Raw genomic sequence first — 22,146 nt, 5'->3', positions numbered from 1 at the left:
TCATTTAATGCTCTCAAGACTTTCTTTTCTGACTCGCTAAGGTCATCAATCGAAAAACTATCAATGTTTGTTTAATTGCTCTAGTCGCTTAACGACATCTAAGATTTCACTCAATATTTCTTCTGCATGCTTTATCGACTCAATCTTTGATACTAGATATTTTGACTTAAATGGAGTCAGGGTTATTTCTATATCGCCATTTTCATGCGTTACCACACGCTCAGCATCTATAACAGCTCGCTCAATAGCGGCAACGGCCTCTGCATTAACGGAGCGCTTATTTCTTTCAGCGGCTATCTGCAATCGAGCTTTTAATTCTTGAGGTAGGCGAATGTTAAGTTGAGGATCTCTCTTAGTCATGTTCAACACCGTTTAAAAAAACAATGTTGACATGGTAGCCAAATGCTATTACATTTTCAAGGGTGATAGCCAATGGCTACCATAAATAAAGCCCCAACGGCTGCAACCATCGGGGCTTCTAGTGTCAATTAACCAGCAGAGATCAAATGACATGGCAAGTATAGCAAAAGTGAGTAGTGAATTAACAACATTCAAATTCGATGATAAAGACGTTCGTGTCGTTAAAAAAGACAATGAGCCTTGGTTTGTAGCAGTAGACCTTTGTAATGTTCTAAATTTACAAAATCCATCTAAAGCATTGAAAATATTAGATAAAAATGAGCGATCTAACTTTAAGTTAGGTCGCCAAGGTGATGCAAATATCATTTCAGAGTCAGGTATGTATACCTTAATACTTCGCTGTCGTGACGCCATCAAACAAGGAACCACACCTTATCGAGTTCGTAAATGGGTAACATCTGAGGTTTTGCCATCAATTAGAAAAACCGGAAGTTATCATTCTTCCAAAACAACAGTCCAGCAACGTAACCCGTTAAAGAACGCTGTTAATCTCCTGGTAAGTAAAAAGAGCATCATGTATCCAGAAGCGTACTCATTAGTCCACCAGCGCTTTAATATTGAACATATTGATGAATTGACCACTGAACAGTTACCACAGGCTATCGAATATGTTCATAAACTGGCGCTGGAGGGTGAATATATTGGTAAAGAAGAATTCCCAACACCTCAATCAGCAAAAGTGGATTTGTCACTGGAATTAAATAATATCAATGTGATTTATAATTACCTCAGTAAAATAACTGAGATTTGGAAAGAGTCAATATCGCCTGCGTTAGAGTTAGTTAATTCACCAATTACCTCAGAATTCCGTACTTATCTACGGGATGCGTTTGGAGCCGCTTACTCGACGAAACGCGCGATTGAGAAAAAGGTTGAGTTGCTAGATTAAGTATCAAAGCCAAGGATGGTTTAGAGTAGCCCTGTTTGGGTTATTTCTTTAGAGGTACGCTCAGGTTCATTAAACTCATAAATCCACCACTTCCACAAACTACATACTCAACAAAGGCTGGCTGTCCTTTATTGAGTATTTTTTGTGTATCCTGTTTATCTACCTTACTTAGCTTATCGAACCCAGTAGGTATGGCGAAAATTTCATTACTCAATGATTTAAATTTAATAAGATCAATAGTGTTGCCACTCTTAGAATACTGAAAACCGTCAATCGTAAAGAACCCCTTGCCGGACTCGCATCCCTCTACCACCTTATCAAGATCGTTGATACTGGCCGTTTTGGTTACTTCATTTACAGTGAAACTGGGTTCCGCTAATGATGGAAATGTTATCGCTGTAAGCAATAGAGTAATAGCAATTTTTCTTAGCATTTTAGACCTCAAATCCAATCAACTTAATTTAATTAAAGTATAGCCGCATCACTTAAAGAAAACAGACATCCCTGTCGCAATTCATGCTTGGCTCATTGAAGCATAAACCCCTAATTGTTGAGTGTCCAACTTTCGGGGGTTCATTTCACGGGACGGGTTGCAGAGACTGTATATTACTCTGGTTTAAACATTGGTATATGTAATGGTTGAGTTCCCATTCTGGAGCAAGCAGACTGAACGTATTCCCTCCAGTAAGGCCAAATGTGATAGGTTACATTGTTTTTTGAAAAAGCCTTTATCTCTTCTTTGGTAAGTTTTTCTTTAGATGCATAGAGAACCTCAAATTCAGCAGTTATCATATATACCGTATCTTTCTCATCGATATCTTCTTTGCCTTCCTTAATTTCTACGACACGAATACCAACTTCCACGTCAAACACATAAGCGTGGTTTTTATTGCCATCTGTAGATAACTCTTGTACTGATATATCACCTCGGTAGTCCTGTTTTTTCACTTTCATTTCTGAGAGTCTTTGATCCATAAAAGAGGCGTTTATATCAGGATTGATAGAGAAATAACCGTTACGAAATAATACATTAACTATCTTTAATTTCTTTTGTGCTTCCTCAAGATGCGAAGGCATACATAGTCTCCTTTGTACCCATCTCTTCCATGTCGGTAAATTGCCTATTAGTAATGCCTTTTTTCTTAAATTTCATTGGCTTGACGGAAGAGACTGCCTTTGCTACCACGTTGTTGTGTAGGCGTATTCTCCCCTCTACCAACGTAAGCGCTTCTAGTGTCTCATTTTCGTCCTTCCACTCTATATCGTCAGGCTTTTGGATTAAAACATCCAGAGGTATACCAAGCCCATAGTGCAACTTCTGAATCATTGCCATGCTCAGCTTTCTTTTACCGCTCAACACTTCTGATACCTTTGACGCTGAACCAAGATATTGCTCCATATCTTTGCGCGTTAACCCTGCTTGATCCATTCTAAATAACACAGCATCTAGAGGGGATGGTTTTTCTGTTGGATAATGCACTGACTCATAACGTTCTATAAGCAGAGCCAGTAGCTCTAACTCATCTGAATCAGGAGTGTTTTCCTCAGGGTTTAAGTCCATTAACTCTGTCAGTCTAATCATTGCAAGGTCATAATCTTCATCACTTTTTATGATTCGCGGCTTAAACTCAGTCATTTTAGCCTCCACTTATCATATTCGGCATGAGTTCCAATATGTTCAATTTTCACTATCCCATTAATGTATCTGATTTGAACAGCGAGGCGATAATCATTCCCCTTTATGTTGAACACCACTCTGTTATCAGGCAGAAAGCTCGCAGTAGAAAATCTGTTTTTTATATCTTGCGGGCTGCTCCAGCTTGCTGATTCTACCTCAGCTATCCAAGCATTAAGTGCTCCCTTTGCCTGATTATGCTTTTTCCAAAAAGAAACTATTTCCTTTTTCCCCATAATTTTCATCGGCTGAGAAGTTTCCTTTGCAAGATTCTACACCTTAATTCCCAAAATGGGAACGGTGTTAATTTAACCAGTCAGTTATCGCATTATTGCATGTCTAATCGTGACAACTTACCTTGAATGCTTGCAATACCCTACATTACTTTAGTTAAAGTATGATCGGGAATTATCCAAATTGTGAGGATGATAAAACTTTAATGCATCTTAACTTTCCACCAGCCATCAACTCATCGACGGAATTATTTGAGAAAGACTCAATCTCGCAGCCTCTCCCGCATCGGTTACAGTTCCTGTTACTGTAGTTGCGGATGTGACTACATTAATGCCACCGTTAATATCGACTTTGACGTTATTAGTCGCACCTGCCATAGGCATACTCTGTATCCTATGGGTATTAGGGAGGAAATTACTGAACGCCTCCATGTCCATATTAGGAACAAGTGGTTGATTAATCCTTGAGTGAAGATCGGAAAGTGACTGAGCAATTCCCTGAGCCTTTCGGTTCTGTAACTCCTCTCCCCTGTATTTTTTAACTTTGGGGATATATTCGCGCGTTTCTTTTGGTATATTTTTCATACCTTGTCTACGCACTCTACCACTCCCCCAATTATACCCAGCTAGCATTTTATCTAAGTCGTTATTAAATTCTTTAGATAAGTTACTCACCAGCCGGGCTGCTGCATCTCCTGATTTATACCAATCAAAAACATCATTCCCCTTTAACCCATATTCTGCGGCGGTTTGAGGCATAAATTGAAATGGCCCTTTGGCGCCAACCTTAGATACTAAATGTCGATTTCCTGACGATTCTGTCATCGCAATGGCATACAGTATTCCCGGTGGCAAATCATACTTTTTTTCAAGCTCCATAAAATACCCTCTCATGGCATTGAGGGCGGCCTGACCTTTAAGGTCATTGGCATTCTTGGAACTCAGTTTCGTATCTTTCTTCAGGGTAACGCCGTTTAGCTCATTGAGGGTTGGAGTACGCTGTACGTTATCGGTTGGAGATCTGCCTTTCTGGTTAGCTTCTTTTTCGGGAAATCTAGTTTCAGTATATTTACCATTACCCAGAACCCAATCCCCAAAGTCACCGAATGACTCAAATAACGGCTCTGCATTTTTTTCATTTTCCTTAACTTTATTATACAAATGCGTTCCTACATCTACGCCATTTGCTTTAGCTTCTTCTTTGATGTCCTCAAGGCGCACATAAGAATCTATAATGATAGCGGCGGCGGCGAGCTTACCTATTCCTTTAAGCCCTCTGCCTATTTTACCGAATGCGCCTAAAATCTTACCCACCCAACCAACAGCTAGATATGCAGCAAGGCCAGCAAAAGCGGTCTTAAGCAAATCCAGTTCACCATTAGTATCAGTAAACCACTGACCAATAGTCGTCCCTTTGAACCATTTTTCTAACTTTTCTAGCTGCTCCATAATCCATACGAATGACTTGTGCATCGTGCCCCAGTCAAAGAATGAATCCTTGCCTTCCTTCCAGCCCTTGTAATCGTCATGCAGTAGCCACAGAGCAGCAACAAAAGCGAGAATTAGCCCCGTTCCGGTTATTAACGGCGCAAATAACCCCAGCATTGCTAAAGCTGCCCGACCGACTACAGGAATTAAAGATAAGCCGATAACGGTCGCTATCCCTTGAAAGAGCGTGATTGCTGTATCGCGATGCTTATTCAGATAATCCAAAAACCCACTCACCATCGTAGACAGCTTGAGTAATCTGGGGGTGAGATAATTAGCAATAATGGTTTTCAGCCCCTCCCATTGCTGGCTGAGTACCGAATTTTGTTCCCTGAGTTGGCGATTTAGTTCCAGCTCTTCCTTGGTGGAAATGACGATATTCTTTTGTGCATCCAGTCGCTTCTGAATGGCTTCACGACCTTCTAGCAGGGTATTGATGGTTCCGTCATCCAATCCCATGCTCTTGCCGATGTTATAGGCTTGCGGGCGCTCCATCTGAGACATGCTGTCAGCCATATCTAACAGAATATCGTCCAGCTTCCTGATCTTCCCGTAGGAATCCACCACCCCAACACCTAGCGCATTGAAAAATGGCAATATAGACGCATCACCCACAGTCACTAAATCCCACAGTGATTTATTGAGGCTGGACATCGTGGCCGCCATGCCGTCAGCACTGCCACCTGACATCTCGGCTACATTCTGCCATTTCTTGATGGTGTCCGCGTTCATGCCAAGGTTTTTACTGAGGAAGTGGAGCTGATCGTTTGAGCTGGATATCTCGCTAACCAGTTTTGCTAATCCACTGGAAACAAAAATCGTCGTGAACAGGCCAGCTAATGCTTTAACCGCACCGTTAATCGTCTTTTCCCAGTCCTGCGTTTTATCCGTCACGTCGGTGATATTATCAGAAAAACTCAGCACAACATTGGAAGTGCTTTTAGTGGTTTTGCCGACAGCTTCAGTCGATTTAGTTAGGGATTGATTAGACTGGTTTAAATTTCTGGTGCTGCCCGCGGCTTTATCGGTTCCATCAGACCATTTTACGACAGCCGTAGATGCACCGTCAGCTTTCTGATCCAGATCATCAAGCGCTTTAATCGCTTTATTCGCATCGTTTGCAAAGCCGGACATGTCCAGCTTGAGCGCAACAAGTAAGGTATCAACGAGAGTGGCCACTGAGTCTCCTTTTATTGAGATATAAAAAAAGGGCGCTCAAGCGACCCCGTTATTAGTAATTAAGCCTGCTTTTCACCACGTCAGGCGAGGTTTTATTACTGCTGATAACGGTGGTAAATATGAACTTCCACCAGCAGAGTACTATTTCCGCTCTAACTCAAAAAACTCGACAAGAAGTAAGAGGCTTAGTTTATGATATAGGCAAAACAGTTAACTCAAAACCTGCTGTTTTAGTTACTGAGTCTAATGGAATAAGTTGGCAAGGACTTAATAAGGCTTAATCTTCGTCTGAATCATATGTAGGCTCTTCACTTTCCAAGGCCGCAAATGCTTTTCTTACACTGTGACCTAGGTATCTAGCCGTGTTATCGGGCAAATCAAATGTCTGTTGGCACTTGATTCTCAGTAGATCTGCCAGAACTTTTATTGCCGCTTCTTGTGAGTCATACGATAATTCTTCAAATTCATTGTTTTTCTCAATTGTTTAATTTATCCGATTACACCGACCAAGCACTGCATTTACCGGGCTAAACGCATCGCTACTACTTAACGCAGCGATTATCCCGGCGTTCTGAGTGCCAATCAGGTAAGTAAAGTTGCTATTATCCCGGATGGCCCGATAGGAAACTTCTGTCTTGCTGCGCGAACCCGTACCCAAACTGGCGCTAAAGTAACCCCATGAACCCGACGGCCTAGCACCCATAGGCATAGCAGGATAGAGGTCGACGCCAATATATTTACTGTTCCCATCCGTACTTATATTCATCATCACTTTCGGGAAATACCCGGACGGAAAGTTTCTGAGGTTTTTCGGGTCATTGAAGATATGCGCGGGGTACATCTCGCAAAAATAGTTACCGTCGTAAATATCGAGCTTGCCCGCATCATCGGTATAGATGCCGCTATCTGCCAGTAACGCACACGGGAACAACAATAAAGCAATAGCTATTGGCTTTAACATTCGTCACCTCACGTAATGATGAGTTTGATTTAATTATAGCCACCCTGAGAGAGTCAAGTTAGTCAGATTTACTTAACTCCTCTATCAACCGCTTGTTATATTCGCTGACTTGGTTTATTTCAATCAGGTTCAGCGCAGCTTCCAGTCCGTATATCGTAGAAAGTTCGTGGTAGGTTGCATATCCAGATGTCACGACCTGATACACAATACTGGAAACGTTATTAGGTTCTGCCATCACGCCATCTCTTAGCGGCAGGCCAGCTCTCAGTTTTTCGAGTCTAAGCCAGCGCCTTGAGTTAAAAAATCAATGTGGATAGCCAGCGCCTCCTTTCGCAGTAGGAACATGGTCTTAACGTCCCTGATATCAGAATTGAACTCGATAGCGCGGGCATTGCCACCAGACGGAACGATTTGTACACAGTCGAGCAGTTCATTTAACAGTGGAATGCCATCCTCTGCCCGAATGTTGGATAACGCCTTAATGGCAACCTGTGCTATTGCCATCATTCCCATTGATGGACGGAGATCGCCAATATCAACACCACCATTGGCGATCGTGAATAACGCTCTCATCGCCCAGTCGTCCGCCTTAACAATAGGCATTTCAGTGATAACAAACATTTTGCCAGCATCACGGCCTGACTCGATAGTGATTGTTTTGGATTTCAGGTTAGACATTATGCGATTTCCTCTGCGCCGTTAGTGATCATGTTGAATTCGTAGCTGGTTCCGTCCAGTAGTTTTTTGCCGCTCGCACCACCTGTCATACTGATTAATCCACCCGTACCGGAGTAGCGTTTTTTGATGGAGGGAATTTCCACCACAATATCAATAAATCGCGTTTCCTTATTGCTGTTAAAGTCTTTTCGGATGTTCTCTAGCACTTGAGTAGAGGGACTATTCGCCTCTAGATATAACGTCCACTGCGTTTCGTGGGGGACGTAGCCGACAGATTGCTTCCCGTCCACCCCAATACGAGTTTCGCCTAGCGTGACCTTACCAAACTCCCATGCATTATCTGCCTGAAAGCCCTGAATTTGGACGTAATCGTCGTACACTCCTTTGCATCTCAGCATGAGTACGGCATTCGCTGAGGTAATCGTGTTTGGGTTATGCCCCATTGTCATAATATTTGCTCCTTACTGGACGTTAATTGATGGAAGCTCGACTTTCTGGACGCTGCCACCGTCTGCATACCAGAATTTCAGTGGCATGGATTTGCGTAATCCGCGAGTCTGTGCAGGAGTATTATCAATCGATACACACCACCCTTCAGCCTGAATCTGAGCCGCCGCATCAAAGCCTGCCTCGACGTTAATCTGTTTTTTCTGTTGCTCAGACAAGACGACGCCGCGTTGGATGCCGCCGAACCGTAACATTTGGTCTATAGGATCTTTAAGGGCGGCACGGTGGATAGCTTTTCCGGTTTCGTTATAGGGAATGGATTTGAAACTGGTGAGCATGGTCATTAATGCCAGTTGCAATTGACTGTTCAGGAATACCTGATTGACGTAACTATCCAACCACTTGAATTTGCCGGAAATAGAACCCTGATTAACGAATATAAACCGGTCGTTTGCCGTACCGTAAGCGCCGTAGAAGTTGAATCTCAACCGTAGCAATTCATCCGCCAGCGCCTTATCAGTCACGGTGGGCTTTAAACCCTCCTGACGGCGGAATGCAAATGTTGCTCGACCGTTCAGCTCATTGAAATTCAATGACGCCGCATAGGTACAGGCAAATGCACCGTGAGTGTGGTCGCCGTACATCAGGCACGTTCCACCGATATCAGATTCGAGAATGGCGCTAGAAATTGTCTCCAGCGCTACCAAATCACCGATGGAATACAGCACATGCACATAACGGTCATTTTGCAATGTCACCCATTTAGAAATGGCTATTTTCTCGTCTGTACTAAAATCATCGCCAATTGCCATAATGGAAACAAAATTAGTTACTGATTTGGTAATACGCGGCATCAGCTCATCAATAGTATCGGCATTGATACCCTCGTTTTTCTGTGCGCCCGCTTCCTCTGTCAGCCCCATGTATTCAGCCAAATCACCAGAACCGAAACTGATAGTGCCGCCCGTACCTTTTTTCGCGCCTTCAATGGCAAATGTACGGCTGGTAACATCATATTTGCATATGCCAGCTTTAGTCAGTGACACAGACACAGCCTCGGCCAATGCGGAATAAGATTTAATGTCGGCGGGCGTGATAGTGACTACCTGACGCTTACCGTCAATATCTAACTCCAATCCCTGCGGTATATGGTTAAAATCCCTGACGGGTACTTTGCTACCCACCAGCTTTGCAGCCTGATTGGTTGTCACCATTGACGCAATATACAGCGTTTCGGGTCTGGTTGTTGAGCCGACAAAGCCCGAAAAGTAGACCTGTGCCGCTTCGTATTCTTTAGACTTCGTTCCGAAGATTTCTGAGACCTGTTCGGCGCTGCCGAATGCCTTCGCATCTAACATAGCACTAGGTGTGCTTTTGGTAATAAAAATAGCGTTCAATGCCAGAGGATTTCCGCCCGTGCCAACGACGCCGGGCAAAATGCTGACAATGTCACTCGCCGGAATAGTATTCATGGATATTCCTTAAATAGAGTTGAGATCGAGAGAGAATGAATCAGTGCTGTCCACTGAATAGGTGATTTCAGGGTTATATTGCAGTTTCACTTCAAGCATCACACGGTTTTCATACTGGTTGGCTTCGTTCACCAAAACCATTTTGCGTGGTTGCTCACTGTAGAGTGGCTGACATTTCTTGAATCGAGCCGTGGTATAACTCGACTGCCACAGGTTCGCCACCACCCGCGCGCGTGAATCAGCCTCATCACCGTAAAAATCTAACTGCATCGTCAGCTCTACAGAACGTTGCGCCGTAATCTCTGACGATTCGTGATGGTAATAATTAGCGATGTAATCAATGTCTCGTTCAAACAGAACATGCATTACAACGCCGTTTTCAAGAGCAGGAACATCATTTTGATATCCCTGAGTAACGTCGCACTGAAATAATTCAATGAGATATTTTCTAACCTCAATGAATAAATCAGCGTGAGTAACTGTTATTGTCGCCATAGCAGCACCTTAACCCATGTCGGATAAGACTCAATCACTTTGGTGACATTCCATTCGGATATCTCATCTTCCCCGTAAGCGGCAAATTTCATCCGGTCTGAGCCTTTCTGCTTCGTTCTCCGGATTGCTGAAATCTGTCCTCTGGCATAGGCATAGATGAATTGACCCTGCTGATTGATGACGCCCAGATGTTCTAAATCCTGTGTACTGAGGCTCTGTAGCTGGACGGTGATTTCATGCTCAGAATATTTGGGGATCTGCTTACCGGCATCGGTTGTCGTATAGCCATCATTTGTCAATAGAACAGCGCTGATATTCGGGTTAACGGTGGTGATGAGGCTATTGGCGATATTTTTAACGTTAATCATTTCTCTCCCTTGATCACTTCATAATCAATTGCCCGTTGCATACTGCCGGAATCCACCAGCGTTTGACCAGGTGATGCGCGTCCCTTACGGGTTTTTGCAGCAATAGTTGCTGGGGCATTCGGGGGCGGCAATGATTGTTCAATGCTATCTTTAATATCCGCTGCCATCACCATACCTAACGTGTTAAATGTTGCCTCAACACCACCTTCATCTTGTAATCGCCCCCGAAGCTGAGCACCAATGAGCCGCCCCCATTCCCCTGATTTATTGGCGATGGTAGTTCTCATAAACGGACGAGGTGGAATATTTTTCGTGCCGAATTCATTCGCGGCGGCATAGGGCGCGATTGGCTCGCCTGTATCTTCGTTGGTTGCACCTGCCAGTACCCCTGCCTGTACTTGAATGGTTGGTGTGCTGGCGATCCTTTCCAGTGCTGCTCTGAGCTTATCCCCACCTTTGATAGCCATGATCTATCCCCACGGGTGATAATGTTTCACTGCTGAATAGCGTCCACCTACAACATATTTGCGGGTTGCCTGCCAGTACATTTGCCCGCATGGCGTTATTTTAAACCATGAGGCATTGGCTACGTCTGGTACAGCAAACGAGACACTGACTGACCCCTCTGTTGCGCTGGCTGCTGGCCCCGCCCTATCGTTGTTTCCCCATAATGTTACTGTCGCAATATGGCAGGTCAGTAAGTGCAACAGTGTCTTGCGTTCCTGTATGCCATTGGGTTCATAGGGAATAATCGAATTGTCGGAGTTGTCCAGCAGCAGGCAGGCTACATCAAACGCCTGTTGTAATTGCCCGTCCGTCAGGATGCCGGTAAATCGAGGATACAATTTCAGGAACTCGCCACTGTCGAATGTGACGACGGCCATCAGGCGTTCTCCTTCGCAGGTTCTGTAGTGGTTTTGCTGGTATCAACTGGTTCACGACCGTGGCGAAGCTCTTTTTTCTCGCGGGCTTTATCGTTGGCGCTCGTCTCTTTCTCATCCCAGATACAGAGGTTATTTTTGAAAATTTCCATCTCGCCATAGGTTTTCAGGATGTAATCCCATTTATCTGCATCGACCGTCGTTTCTCCATAGAGACCAATGGGAAGTTTGCCTTTTTCCTGTCCAAACAAATGAAACGCGTTTCCTTTCAACACGACGCTGGAGCTGTCCGGCATGGGAAATTCGATTCCGTGCGGGTGATTCAGGCGAACGCTGACAGTTTTTCCTTTTGACATACTACTTTTCTCCGACATAAAAAATGACCTCCTGAGAGGCCATAAATTTTGATTGTTGTGTATGGGTTACATGCCTGTCATTTGAGCTACAGCGGCAGGGATTCGGATCACTGCGCCGTAAGTAGTGGCAGTGAATTTCTGCGAAAATGAAGACAACTCAGGCACAATACGTCCTGCACGCATTTTCTCTCCAAATCCTAGCAACCCTGTTTCCATGCCTGCTACTTTGGGGGCGATCATCTGCATAGTTTCACCACTCGCTCCGCCCAGTTGTGGTAAGTTCACAAACTTGAGGTTACTGAAATATGTCAACAGCATTTTCATGACCGATACATTGAAATCAGTTGCATCCCCAAGCTGTACGCGCAATGTTGGCGTTATGGCTAGAATCAACTCATCACGTTCAGAGACTAATCCCTGAGTCTGATTAACCAGGCGAGCAAACAGATTCAGCACGTCTTGGTACTTTTGCCGGGTATTTTTATCAACCCACTTAGTTGAACCTTTTTCTCCCGAAGGAGCGGCGGTTATTGCGGGGGGTAAGTTTGGATCATTTAGCGCACCGTAAATCTCACGACCAGCCACCCCCAACAAATAAAATTTATTACTATCAATGTCGATGGTTGTCGCAGCAGCACGCTGTTTATCTGCGGCTAAATTAATTTTCGCCCCAGATGCCATATCTGCTTCTAAATCACCATACTGAATGACAGTCTGGTAGCGATATTGTTCGCGAGTGTGCCACTCATTATTTGTACCGGCCTTGCCGGAATTTCCAAAATCCGAGTATGCCACTGTCCAACCTGAAACTTCATTCGCCCGCCACTTCATGTATGGCGTTGTCCAGTCTCCGCGTTTCTCTTCACTATACAATTCACGCGCATTACGTGGCGCAGTGAGTATTTCAATAACTGTTGGGTCTACATAGGCCAGCAATTCAGCCGGGACGGTAGAGTTTGGTGAGGTGACTAACGCCGCATCCTGAATCAATCGCGGCATATTATCACGGGTGATCCACTCGCGGGCACCATTGAAAACAAAGCCGTATTTTTTGGCCTGCTCAAAAGAAAGTTTACTCATTCTGTTCTCCGTACACGCATAACAGAGTCCACCCATTATTGCAGAGTGTCGTCATGCGTGAATATATCAGTCGGTAATTAGGCGGCGTGCCAGTTAGATATGATGGCTAGGTTACTATCAGCATCGTAGTATTTGACAACCCAGTCTGTTTTAACGTGCCCTTCAATCGTTGCTTTAGCATCGGCTGTCTGAATGCTGCCATCAGTCGTGGATGCAAACACGGTTTGACCAGTAGCTGCATTCTGATTTGTTGGTGCACACCAGTAATCACCACGAACCGCTATCGTGACGTCAGTTTGATCGGGGATCGTCATTGTTCCCGGTGATATCAGGTTGTAGTTGTAGTACGCCAGTATGCGTTCAACAAAGCCAATCGGTGCATCTTTACCTGTTGTGGAGGCTTTCACTTGCCTAAACGGATCTGTGCCTGCAAAGACAAAATGACCGACAGTGATATCGCCTTCCGCTCGTGGGTTTCCCTGCGTGTAAATTACGGGGTTTTGTGTGGCTCTGTCACCGGGAACTGCCGGAGCGTAGTACAGTCCGACCTGTTTTTGTAATGCCATAATAACCTCTTAAATTTTGATGTTTTTCAAGCCCGCAAATGGACCTTTTAGACTACTTGGCGCGGCATCCATAACCAGATTCTGTGTGAATGCAGAAGGCTTTTGCGCTGCCAGTATATCCACCATGCCTTTATACGCGGCTTTGTCGTATTTATTGGGGTCATAGCCTTTGTTTTTCAGTGCGTGCGCATAAATCGCTTCGGCGCTGTCAAAAGCCATAATGTCCAGTTCACCCACCAGCGAGCGGACTTTTTGCCCGGCTTCATTGAGTGCCCGGAAGTGCCCCTTGGTCTGTTCAATAGCCTGCTGACGGATGGTGTTAGCGTCCATCGTGATTACTGGCTCCCGATTCATGGCTGGCGACTCCTTCTTGTTATCACCTGGGTTTTCCCCTGTTGGGTTATTATTCACCGTCTTAGGGACTTCTTTTACCTCTCCGTTATCCCCAACGGGCGTAGAGGCTGAATCGCCCTCTGCTAGTTCATGGGCAAACTGCATACCGCTAATAAAAGTTTGTACTACGGCTTCGTCATCTGTAGCTAACCCTAAGCTCGTCATTTTCTCTTTGACGGCATCATTATCTATCACAAACTCAGTCGGCTTCTGGTTTTCAGTTGACTGAGCCGCATTCGGGTTATCCTGTGTGATAACGCTGTTATTTTCTGCACTATTCGGTGCTGTGTTTTCTGGCGACATTACATGTTCCTGTAATTGAGACGGTAATCCGTCATGTACGTACACATCGGGACCTGCCCGACCTTCTTTAACCAGTGCAACATGATTCCCTCGGATATTTCTCATGACGAAATCATATGGGACACTGTCAAACTCACCCGATGTGAAATCAGGCTCAAAAAAATAGCCACAACTGAGTTCCTTTAACGAACCATCCTGAATAGCATTAATTGCCATCTGGTCAGTTACGGTCAATGCGTTATCCAGATAGGGTGAATCCCAGACTGGAGTTGTACCGATAGAACCTATTCGTAATTCTTTTAATGGCTGTCCGGCACTATCCTGTTTATGGATATAGAGCAGAGGAACGCCGTTAAAGGCAGATTTAGCTTTTTCCAACTCTCCGGCGGGGCGATAGCCGTAATAAAGTCGATCTGGCTCTAATTCCAGATTCTCCCAACCCGGAATCTCTCGCCCGATATACGGTACGACCTGCTCTTTGGTGAGGTGCGTCCGTGAGACGTGAAGGTAGCCGTTTTCATCAATGCGTCGCCGGCTTCCCTCGTCAAAGACGACCGAATTTGTTTCTTTAGGCATAAGTTAAGAACTTCCTATTGGAGGAATAACAGGGCGAAAATCACACTTGCAGTTAATCAGCTCTCCGGGGTGAATATGCCGCTGCACATGCGGGTCATAACAGCCCTCACTGAGTGTGAAACGCTGACCGTTCATCTTGATATGTGATTCACGGTAGGATTTACTGCCACCCGCACGGTGTATCCAAATTCCCTCAGCGATCCCCGATGATTTGCAACGTTCCCGCGCGATAGCATTAGTGGCTTTAGCGTTCTGGTCACGGGCAATCGTTTTAGCGCGGTTTTCAGTCAGGCTATAACGTTTCTTTAGCTCTTCTTTCAGGAATCCAATATCTCGCCCATTGACTACGCTCTGTTGTACCAGTGTTTGAACTTGTGTCAGATATAGCTCAGGAATGGACTTAATCAGACTGACTTGCTGCTCGTACAAGCTATCTAGCACGTTTTGTACAGCAGGAGTGAGCCGCATATTGACGGTGATACTGTCTGCTTTTAGTTTGTTTTTCACCGAAGTTGACGCATAGGTATTAGCTCGGTTAACAAACCATACCGCAATAGAGTCTGCTATTTGGTTGAACTTCATTCTCCATCTTCCCATAACCGAGAACAACTTTTGGTTCAACTCCTTAGCCGGGGAAGCATCACTGACAATGTTAGGCTGCTGGCGTTTGTATTCTGCCGATATCCAGTAATCAACCGAGTCCGCCATTTCCTGTATCAACCCCTGCATTCGGCGGTAGTACTCCCTCTCCAGCCCAGCGTTGGGGCGTGTAGACTTGCCCGTTTTGGCTTTCCGTTTCTTCCCCATAATTAACCTCTGGAACATCATCAACATCAATGCCGAAATAACCACCATCAGGATCAGCGGACAAGCGTTGCCTGACCTCTTTCTCTGAGATAACCCCTGTATCAATCAATGAAACATCCCGATCAGTCTTAATCTTCTGTGTTTCTGCCACTGCCTTGGCGTCATCCTTATTCAAATCAACAAAATCGAATGTGACGGACTGAACCAGTCGACCCAGTGTGACAATTTGGATAATGTCAAGCGCCTTTTGCAATCCTGCGCGGAAGATTTTTTCCTGCTGACTCTTAACGTGGTCGTTGTAGTTACGGATATCACTGTCCCCGGTCGCATTGAATCCGCTAGGGGATATACCTAATGACTTCACGGCTGGAGTTCTGTTAATCACCACAATTAATTCCAACATTTGACGGACGATATCAGTCACACCAGAGAGCGGAGTCTCTAACTTGACAATATCCTCCATATCCTTATCAATCGCCAAAATGCCATCGTTTGAGCGAATGGAAGCCAAATAAGCCAGCCGCCCATCTAATGATCTGGTTGCATTTGGATTGGTTAAGATATCTTCCATATTGGTTTTAAATGCAGTTAGAGAGAATTTCTCCAGTAACCGCGCGGCTGATGTCCGACTGTCCTGAAAGTGGATCACGTAGTCATACAGCAACTGCGCCTGTGGCATCCCCATAAAATTGTATGAAGGTTTCAGTAGAATCGGGACTTCATTACCACAAATGCGTATTAGACGGGAACCGTGAACTTCTTTACCCAGTATCCACCATGTATCAGGGCTAAAATAGCGTGGACTCAGTGGGTCAGTGCTTTCATATCTGCCCGGAAAGATATTGATAGGTTCCACCAGCACAAAGCGTTTGAAATTTTTCAGTTCTGCCGATTTTTCTGAGATATCCAGTGGCATCAGTAATTGATTATCTGTAGCGCCCGTATCAATGAATATTAAGCAGCCGCCGAAATAACCGTTATATTCAGCCGCCTTGTGAAAAATATCTTTGACTCTAAAATTAATCAGGGCGTCTTCAATCGCTTTTTTGTCTTCGGTACTGTCACCTTGGCTGTCAATATCCACCGCCTTGATGTCTATCCACTCCCGTGTCATATCATCAACCACGGTTTCAATACAGGCTCGGATCAGGCCGTTCTGCGTGAGCGAGGATAAAGCGGCATAGCCCATAAATGACGGCCCCAGAGCATAACCTTGACCGTGCTCCCATGCGTGCTGGATCAGAGTATAGGCTCCAGTAGAACTTAATGAGGCATCCATTGCTAGCGTGACTTCTTTGGGGGTGCCTAGTGTTTTTGCCGGGCCATAAATATCTTTGACTTCTTCATAGGTCGGGATGTATTGCCTATCATCTAATTTTTCCAAAAGGGATTCAGACAAAGCCAATCCTCGCCGTGGCTTTGCAGCCTGACGCTTTTTATTTCTTGCCATAGTAATTTTTACCAACGAGTAGCGTGACGTGAATTGCGTATCGCCTGATTAATAATATTCTGATTCATGCTGATCCCGCGTCTCTTTTGATACAGGTCGCGTAACGCCTGCGTCATACAATCCACCACATCATCATGCGCCCCCACCGGGAATGTAGTGATTTCATTCACCGCATCCACTACCCAGGGTGCCGTATCTGGATGAGGCAGGTAAATATTGCCCGCTTCCCACTCAGCAGTGACCGCATGAGCGCGGGCGACTTTACTACCGTCCGGCTCGACGGGGATCAGCCCTGATATCGTATTTTGCAGAGTGTTAATAACCGCAGGGCCATTGGCTTTGTCTTCCACCAGCTTACGGCGACCATCAGGAAAATCTTTAGCCATTTTCTTAACTGCTTTCAGGGTTTCAGTAAATGTCATACGTGCACGTGTTTGATGCAATAAATAAGAGTTTGCCCCTTTTTTACCCCACACTTGACCGACCACATAGTCAGTGCCCTCGCCATCCTTAAAAGTCATATCCCAGCTATGGATCACCTTGTCGAATTTACCTGGTAAGTCTTTCGGTAGGTAATAGTTCACCCAGTCTTCTTTAAAGATCGTGCCACCAGAGGGCTTTGGTGATTGCTGGTACATCGCTGACCAGAAGTAATCGCCCAGAATGGCTTTAGTATCTAACAGTTTTTCGATGGGATGCAGCTCTGGTACTAGTGCCTCCCCTTGCTCATTGATAGCAGGAAAAGCTAACACCTTCGCTTTCTGACTGATCTTAATTACCTTGCCGGACAAATCATCCGTCGCCCAACGTGTCGCCATGATAATCTCACCGCTGTTTTTTGACAGTCGGGTCTTGAATGTAGAAACGTACCAGTTCCAGATCGCATTCTTGGTGGTTGCACTCAGGGCTTCTTTTGAGTTCTTGATAGGGTCGTCAATAATGCCTAAATCTACTTTCTTGCCCGTTAATGGACCGCCTACACCCTGGCCGATGTAACTTCCCTTGTGATCTGGAATATCAAAGCCGTTCAGATTGCGCTTTGCATCTATCCCGCTCTTGGGCCTATTACCTAGTAATGCATGTGGGAATAGATCGTGATATTCCTCGGTCATCATAATACGTTGAACATCACTGTTCATGTCCGAAGCTAATTCTTTACCGTATGACAACCCAGCCACACGTTTATCTGGGTACTTCCCGAAAAAGTAGGCAGGCAGATAACGTGAAACAATGTCTGACTTCCCGTGCTGAGGTGGTGCGCCCAATATAAGGATCGGGCGCTCACCTGCCACCATATCGAGTAGAAATTCGTCCAATGCCGCACAAACCTGTCGAGAGAAATCACTGGTAATATACTCAGGATTTATGTATTGGATGAACTCATGCAAACTACGTCGCGCTATCTCTCTCTCGATAGCCTCATCCAACATTGCATTATCAATATCCATGTCAGCACCGAAAGTGAGGAAAATAAGCGTTTCACACCAAAATCACCTCGAAATGATTTTCGGGATTTTGTTAACAAATCAGTCACAAATAATCACCCTAAAATCAGGCAGAAGAGTAAGGATTTTACCCGCTTGAGGTGACATTTTGCTTGAGTTGAAAATCGGCGATTCGCATAAGTACCATTATGTTAAATAGGGCTACTTTTCACGATTTTTTCTCAGTTCCATCAATTGCTCAAAACTCAGATGACTGAGGTCGATATTGTTCGGTGTCATGGTTCCGTCAGTAGAACTTAAATCAACTTTTTTAGCCGATTCCCATCCCATTAATTCAGACAGTTGTTTAATAGCCGCTTTCGGGTCATGGAGTTTTAATTTAATGCCGTCCTTACCAGTGGTCAGTTCGGAAATGGCGCTAAGTGCTGCCGGATTCTGCAACGCTGAATCTTTAAATTGCCATGTGGCTTGGAATACTGGCCTGCCCTCGTCGTCTTCACCTATCTGATTATTACGGAAGTCGGCGATATCGTGAATAGATACCCGCCCCATTACAGATAACCGTTCTAAGGCTTCCTGACGGCTCATAACAGCATCAGAAACAGCTTGCTGGTTCATTGAGTTAAGAAATGCTTTGACCTTAAGATTTCCGAAGATCTGACTGGCTGAAACACTGGCTGTATTTTCGTTCTTAGCCTTGTATCCCGCCCGCTTGTAGGCATCTATCTGATTCAGTCCTTTTAAGATGCCTAACACGAATTGCTGCTGTTGTTTTGTTAGGGCATCAAAGAGAACTTGCTGCTCGTCAGTGAGCTTTAGTTTCTTTTGTGCCATTTCCTTCCCTTACTTCGATAATTCACAAGCCATCTTCATGACCTGCTCTAATTCTTCGTGATTGAGTCCGTAGTATTGCTTGAGTTTGACGATATCCAGCAACATCTTAGCCTTAGCTTCTTCTTTAGGAGCGATATCAGGCACAGGTCTGATCGGACGCAGTCCCAGTGGTATCTGGTGCTCAGGCATATTTACCTCTCTGTAGTTGAATTCAGAACAAACAACTGGCTCGGTTTGTATTTTGATAAACACTTCCGCTGATAGTCTGCCGTGTCTCGATTAAATCAGCGCAGGATCGGCACTGCGCACAAATTCACGAAGCAATGCCTTAACCTGACGGACATTACCGCGACCACTTACTTTCAAACATGATGTATTGCCTGCGCGCTTATAAATGGCAACTACGCTTCCAATAGCCATTGTGATTACTGAGTAGTCACCTGCCTTTTGAGTTTCGATAAGGACTTTTTTCATATTTACCTCATTCAGAATAAACGACTAGACGTGAATTGAATTTATGGTTAAACGCCGGTGATTTGATTAACCACGCCCGCCCAAAACTCACACAAAACTCTATCAAGCACCCGTTTTAGGATGGTTTTCAGGATATTGTAAAATCACCGTTCACATCTGTGCATTGCTGACTACTACATACGCACGTTTAACACGCTTTGATTTCTTCATCTGAAAACTACCGCCGATTCCGTCATCGAACCACTCACCACCTGATGATTGGCGCTGCCTACGGCGGGATTCCTTCGCTGATATTTTCTTTTTCATTCTTTCACCCATAAAATGAGGATGCTTTGTGGAATTTTATAAAGTCACTGTTTTTGTCTTGATTACCGTTCCGTGTTTCACGATGAATTCGCCCACCTTCTGGCGATCAGGTTCAGTATTGAATGTTAGAGCAAGCAGACTGAGAGTATTTAGATAAGCTGGCACCCACCATTTCATACTGACTGCTGTTTCGAAACTGGTAGGGGTTGATTCATGTTGCTGTTTGGTCATTTTTTCTTTGGCTTCTCCGTTGAATACTTACTCGCCCATGCCTTAGCGATACTCAGGCAATCATCAAACAACTTACCTTTCCGGCTGGCTGAGGCTGAACGGCGATAGTGCTCTTTCGCCTGGTCACTTGCCATCCCTGCAATAGATGAAGAAAAGCCGAGCTTGATTAACTCGGCCTGTACGTTCTTTTCGATAAATTGTTCGTGGTTCATGCGGGCTCCCCCTCATCATCAGGGAAATCACCCAGATCGCAAAGTTTGAACTGGATAAGGTCTTTTACCAATTGTTCAGCTTTTTTGATTGCCTTCTTTTCTCTCTTACGAAGCGTCATCAGGCTGCTGCCTTTCTGTCCATGCTCAGCAAAAGAGAACTTCTCAGCATGAGCCACCCTATCTTGCATTTGTTGGATGGTGAGGTCTGTCAATCCTGAGAAATCGAGCAAGTTAATATCCTTACTGCCTTCCAGTTCCGTCATGTGATCGAATACTTGAGCTTGTAGTTCATAACTGTAACTCATTGCCATCAGACAAGCTTCACGTTTGGGGAATCGATAGCATGGCTGAATCCGTCCTTTATCATCGGTGTAATCGGCGAAAAATTTCGCTGATTGCTCTTCACCTAACACCTTGGGAACTTTCTTAAGAAAATCCTTGTGTTGCAACTTCCGGTATTTCTTGCAGGGGAATGTTAACCCTTCCGCCTCAGCTTTTGCCTTGCGGTCAGCGTTGATGTAATCCACCATTTCCAGACTGGTCATGGTAGGTGCTTCTGTTACAGGCAAGTTTGTTTTCTTTGTTGTTATTAATTGCATAGGGTTTAGTTCCTTTTAGTGATAAACCTTGCGCTCAGGAATGACCAGCCCAAAGAGGGTTAACCAGACCACTACCGGTATTCCTCAAGGCTTATCCTGAAAGGTTCTTTGGTTTATACGTCGAGCGAGACGCGGTGAAATTCAGAAATAAAAATGCCACCAGCCCGTGTGCGTTGGGTACGCGATGGGAACGGGGTGGCAGCATGCGTTATTCCTGTAGCCACTCAGGGAATGGACAGAGGAATAAAAAAGCCCCTGATTATTCAGAGGCTCGTTGGCATTCAGTTTTAATGTAATCCTGCAAGTACTTAGTCTGTCGTTCGTTCTCTGCCATCATTTCTCTGAGGCGGTAATAATCTTGTCGAGCTGGTTCGGTAAGTTGTGGGGTTCCTGCATTGACCACGCCGCCGGAGGAAGTGGTTTCAGACACGGGACAGGTGGCCTTGATACGCAGCTTGCGACGACCAGCGGCAACATCAGCCCGAAGAGTGTCGATTTCAGTCTTGGCATGGGCGAGTTCCTGTGTGTGCGTTTTGTCGAGTTCGTGGAGTTGTTTGATGTGCTCTTGCTGGGTGGTGTTGATGGTGACCTGTTCGTCATACTGTTGTTTTAACCTGCGGTATTCTTCGGCCTTGTTATGATACTCACTGTAATAGAACCAGAGCAGGCCAGAGACAATCACAAAAACAATGAGGGTAAAATACTGGCTATTGAGTTTCATTTTTCTTCACCCAATACCCGCCGCACCACGATAGCGGGTTCCACCATTTAGCCGTAGATATCCACGTTTCAACCGTATCGTAATGTCCTGCAAACTCATAGCAATGTTCACAAAATCTACCCAGAGGGCGGCGATTTTCAAAATCAGCACCAAATGGTGCGTCAGTATGTATCTCATGGCAGTTATTACACCGGACTAATTTCTGGTCATTGCTCATAGCAACTCAAACGCTTTTTCAAACGTTGCCTCAGAATACGGTTGCCTGCCGTTCTCGTGCCGGATAATGGCTTTTGATAGTCCAGTCAGTGTCGGTTTATTCACTTCAATCTTTTCGAACTGGTCTACATTGAGTGCCTTGGCAACACTGTTAATATAGGCAGTGGTGTTATTTTCCGAGTTTGGGGCGTAGCGGTTGATGATTTTAGAGACGCTGTTGTGCCCGCCTTTATGGTAATTACACAGCAACTTCATCAGTGCCCGAATACCATATTCCGGTGATTCAAATCGGCAGAACCGCTTTTCAATCTTCGGGTCATGCTGCAATTGACCTTGCCACTTATTCTTCGGGTTATGATCAATATTGCCGGGGTTGTTATTGCGAATGCCT

General features: G+C 45.0%; 34 protein-coding genes. 2 read left to right on the top strand and 32 right to left on the bottom strand.

Going from position 1 to position 22,146, the window contains the following annotated elements; translation table 11 throughout:
- Nucleotides 1–60: 60 nt before the first annotated feature.
- A complete protein-coding gene (locus Xind_RS17840; protein ID WP_187650695.1) occupies nt 61–360 on the bottom strand; it encodes an Arc family DNA-binding protein in 300 nt (99 codons plus the stop codon).
- A gap of 151 nt (nt 361–511) precedes the next feature.
- Between Xind_RS17840 and Xind_RS17835 the strand changes: the two genes are divergently transcribed.
- Nucleotides 512–1,309, top strand: coding sequence for a BRO-N domain-containing protein (locus Xind_RS17835; RefSeq protein ID WP_187650694.1), 798 nt, complete (start codon nt 512–514; stop codon nt 1,307–1,309).
- A 40-nt stretch (nt 1,310–1,349) separates the two neighbouring features.
- Here the strand turns inward: Xind_RS17835 and Xind_RS17830 are convergent, their stop codons facing one another.
- The 21 genes from Xind_RS17830 to terL form a co-directional block, all read right to left on the bottom strand.
- Nucleotides 1,350–1,742: a hypothetical protein gene (locus Xind_RS17830; RefSeq protein WP_187650693.1), complete on the bottom strand. Its 393-nt coding sequence runs from the start codon at nt 1,740–1,742 to the stop codon at nt 1,350–1,352.
- Between the two features lie 173 nt (nt 1,743–1,915).
- Nucleotides 1,916–2,386 (bottom strand): protein-export chaperone SecB, encoded by a 471-nt coding sequence (locus tag Xind_RS17825; RefSeq protein WP_047680948.1) that lies wholly within the window; start codon nt 2,384–2,386, stop codon nt 1,916–1,918.
- Entirely contained in the window at nt 2,370–2,945 is a 576-nt protein-coding gene (locus Xind_RS17820) for a helix-turn-helix domain-containing protein (protein WP_072032505.1), read from the bottom strand. Before Xind_RS17820 ends, Xind_RS17825 begins: the two co-directional genes overlap by 17 nt.
- Nucleotides 2,942–3,229, bottom strand: a complete 288-nt coding sequence (locus Xind_RS17815; protein WP_187650692.1) for a type II toxin-antitoxin system HigB family toxin — start codon at nt 3,227–3,229, stop codon at nt 2,942–2,944. Before Xind_RS17815 ends, Xind_RS17820 begins: the two co-directional genes overlap by 4 nt.
- Nucleotides 3,230–3,448: 219 nt before the next feature.
- Nucleotides 3,449–5,884, bottom strand: coding sequence for a transglycosylase SLT domain-containing protein (locus Xind_RS23685; protein ID WP_222941853.1), 2,436 nt, complete (start codon nt 5,882–5,884; stop codon nt 3,449–3,451).
- Nucleotides 5,885–6,368: 484 nt separating this feature from the next.
- Complete coding sequence (locus tag Xind_RS17805; RefSeq protein WP_047680940.1) at nt 6,369–6,845, bottom strand: hypothetical protein; 477 nt, start codon at nt 6,843–6,845, stop codon at nt 6,369–6,371.
- Between the two features lie 58 nt (nt 6,846–6,903).
- A complete protein-coding gene (locus tag Xind_RS17800; protein ID WP_187650690.1) occupies nt 6,904–7,080 on the bottom strand; it encodes a hypothetical protein in 177 nt (58 codons plus the stop codon).
- 29 nt (nt 7,081–7,109) lie between these two features.
- Nucleotides 7,110–7,523: a hypothetical protein gene (locus Xind_RS17795; protein ID WP_047680937.1), complete on the bottom strand. Its 414-nt coding sequence runs from the start codon at nt 7,521–7,523 to the stop codon at nt 7,110–7,112.
- Nucleotides 7,523–7,972, bottom strand: coding sequence for a phage tail fiber protein (locus Xind_RS17790; RefSeq protein WP_052189486.1), 450 nt, complete (start codon nt 7,970–7,972; stop codon nt 7,523–7,525). The genes Xind_RS17795 and Xind_RS17790 overlap by 1 nt, the downstream gene beginning before the upstream one ends.
- 12 nt (nt 7,973–7,984) lie before the next feature.
- Complete coding sequence (locus tag Xind_RS17785) at nt 7,985–9,442, bottom strand: DUF3383 domain-containing protein (protein WP_187650689.1); 1,458 nt, start codon at nt 9,440–9,442, stop codon at nt 7,985–7,987.
- Between the two features lie 9 nt (nt 9,443–9,451).
- Complete coding sequence (locus Xind_RS17780; RefSeq protein WP_047680931.1) at nt 9,452–9,937, bottom strand: phage neck terminator protein; 486 nt, start codon at nt 9,935–9,937, stop codon at nt 9,452–9,454.
- Nucleotides 9,925–10,305: a hypothetical protein gene (locus Xind_RS17775; protein WP_197056371.1), complete on the bottom strand. Its 381-nt coding sequence runs from the start codon at nt 10,303–10,305 to the stop codon at nt 9,925–9,927. The genes Xind_RS17780 and Xind_RS17775 overlap by 13 nt, the downstream gene beginning before the upstream one ends.
- Nucleotides 10,302–10,772, bottom strand: coding sequence for an HK97-gp10 family putative phage morphogenesis protein (locus Xind_RS17770; RefSeq protein ID WP_052189483.1), 471 nt, complete (start codon nt 10,770–10,772; stop codon nt 10,302–10,304). Before Xind_RS17770 ends, Xind_RS17775 begins: the two co-directional genes overlap by 4 nt.
- A gap of 3 nt (nt 10,773–10,775) precedes the next feature.
- Nucleotides 10,776–11,189 (bottom strand): DUF4054 domain-containing protein, encoded by a 414-nt coding sequence (locus Xind_RS17765; RefSeq protein WP_047680929.1) that lies wholly within the window; start codon nt 11,187–11,189, stop codon nt 10,776–10,778.
- Nucleotides 11,189–11,542 (bottom strand): hypothetical protein, encoded by a 354-nt coding sequence (locus Xind_RS17760; RefSeq protein WP_187650688.1) that lies wholly within the window; start codon nt 11,540–11,542, stop codon nt 11,189–11,191. Before Xind_RS17760 ends, Xind_RS17765 begins: the two co-directional genes overlap by 1 nt.
- 66 nt (nt 11,543–11,608) lie before the next feature.
- On the bottom strand, nt 11,609–12,622 hold the full coding sequence (locus Xind_RS17755; RefSeq protein ID WP_047680923.1) for a major capsid family protein: 1,014 nt from the start codon (nt 12,620–12,622) through the stop codon (nt 11,609–11,611).
- 77 nt (nt 12,623–12,699) lie between these two features.
- A complete protein-coding gene (locus Xind_RS17750) occupies nt 12,700–13,188 on the bottom strand; it encodes a structural cement protein Gp24 (RefSeq protein ID WP_047680918.1) in 489 nt (162 codons plus the stop codon).
- A 9-nt stretch (nt 13,189–13,197) separates the two neighbouring features.
- Nucleotides 13,198–14,460 carry a DUF2213 domain-containing protein gene (locus Xind_RS17745; protein WP_187650687.1) on the bottom strand — a complete coding sequence of 421 codons (1,263 nt, stop codon included), beginning with the start codon at nt 14,458–14,460 and terminating at the stop codon, nt 13,198–13,200.
- A gap of 3 nt (nt 14,461–14,463) precedes the next feature.
- Nucleotides 14,464–15,168 (bottom strand): phage head morphogenesis protein, encoded by a 705-nt coding sequence (locus tag Xind_RS17740; RefSeq protein ID WP_047680912.1) that lies wholly within the window; start codon nt 15,166–15,168, stop codon nt 14,464–14,466.
- Nucleotides 15,152–16,717, bottom strand: coding sequence for a DUF1073 domain-containing protein (locus tag Xind_RS17735; RefSeq protein ID WP_187650686.1), 1,566 nt, complete (start codon nt 16,715–16,717; stop codon nt 15,152–15,154). Before Xind_RS17735 ends, Xind_RS17740 begins: the two co-directional genes overlap by 17 nt.
- Before the next feature lie 8 nt (nt 16,718–16,725).
- Entirely contained in the window at nt 16,726–18,165 is a 1,440-nt protein-coding gene (gene terL, locus Xind_RS17730; protein WP_187650685.1) for a phage terminase large subunit, read from the bottom strand.
- Between terL and Xind_RS17725 the strand changes: the two genes are divergently transcribed.
- Nucleotides 18,100–18,306, top strand: a complete 207-nt coding sequence (locus Xind_RS17725; protein WP_187650703.1) for a hypothetical protein — start codon at nt 18,100–18,102, stop codon at nt 18,304–18,306. The two genes, terL and Xind_RS17725, sit on opposite strands and share 66 nt — an antisense overlap.
- Nucleotides 18,307–18,363: 57 nt before the next feature.
- Here Xind_RS17725 and Xind_RS17720 read toward each other — a convergent pair whose 3' ends face one another.
- The 10 genes from Xind_RS17720 to Xind_RS17675 form a co-directional block, all read right to left on the bottom strand.
- Nucleotides 18,364–18,996 (bottom strand): terminase small subunit, encoded by a 633-nt coding sequence (locus Xind_RS17720; protein WP_187650684.1) that lies wholly within the window; start codon nt 18,994–18,996, stop codon nt 18,364–18,366.
- A gap of 9 nt (nt 18,997–19,005) precedes the next feature.
- A complete protein-coding gene (locus tag Xind_RS17715; RefSeq protein WP_187650683.1) occupies nt 19,006–19,185 on the bottom strand; it encodes a hypothetical protein in 180 nt (59 codons plus the stop codon).
- Nucleotides 19,186–19,275: 90 nt separating this feature from the next.
- Nucleotides 19,276–19,416, bottom strand: a complete 141-nt coding sequence (locus tag Xind_RS17710; protein ID WP_156115348.1) for a hypothetical protein — start codon at nt 19,414–19,416, stop codon at nt 19,276–19,278.
- A gap of 204 nt (nt 19,417–19,620) precedes the next feature.
- Nucleotides 19,621–19,776, bottom strand: a complete 156-nt coding sequence (locus Xind_RS17705) for a hypothetical protein (RefSeq protein ID WP_156115425.1) — start codon at nt 19,774–19,776, stop codon at nt 19,621–19,623.
- Nucleotides 19,777–19,812: 36 nt separating this feature from the next.
- Entirely contained in the window at nt 19,813–20,007 is a 195-nt protein-coding gene (locus tag Xind_RS17700; protein ID WP_047685420.1) for a hypothetical protein, read from the bottom strand.
- Entirely contained in the window at nt 20,004–20,219 is a 216-nt protein-coding gene (locus Xind_RS17695) for a hypothetical protein (protein WP_187650682.1), read from the bottom strand. Before Xind_RS17695 ends, Xind_RS17700 begins: the two co-directional genes overlap by 4 nt.
- Nucleotides 20,216–20,818, bottom strand: a complete 603-nt coding sequence (locus Xind_RS17690) for a Rha family transcriptional regulator (protein WP_187650681.1) — start codon at nt 20,816–20,818, stop codon at nt 20,216–20,218. The genes Xind_RS17695 and Xind_RS17690 overlap by 4 nt, the downstream gene beginning before the upstream one ends.
- 259 nt (nt 20,819–21,077) lie before the next feature.
- Nucleotides 21,078–21,539 (bottom strand): lysis protein, encoded by a 462-nt coding sequence (locus Xind_RS17685; RefSeq protein WP_187650680.1) that lies wholly within the window; start codon nt 21,537–21,539, stop codon nt 21,078–21,080.
- Nucleotides 21,540–21,545: 6 nt separating this feature from the next.
- The gene (locus tag Xind_RS17680) at nt 21,546–21,716 is read right to left on the bottom strand and encodes a hypothetical protein (protein WP_187650679.1); all 171 of its coding nucleotides are present in this window, start codon (nt 21,714–21,716) and stop codon (nt 21,546–21,548) included.
- Nucleotides 21,717–21,752: 36 nt separating this feature from the next.
- On the bottom strand, nt 21,753–22,146 hold a 394-nt coding region (locus tag Xind_RS17675), incomplete at its 5' end, for a structural protein (RefSeq protein WP_187650678.1).

It is taken from the genome of Xenorhabdus indica, assembly GCF_014467235.1.
GTDB classification, from domain to species: Bacteria; Pseudomonadota; Gammaproteobacteria; order Enterobacterales; family Enterobacteriaceae; genus Xenorhabdus; species Xenorhabdus indica.
Note: the sequence above shows the minus strand (reverse complement) of the source record. Positions and strands in the feature narration are given on the sequence as shown.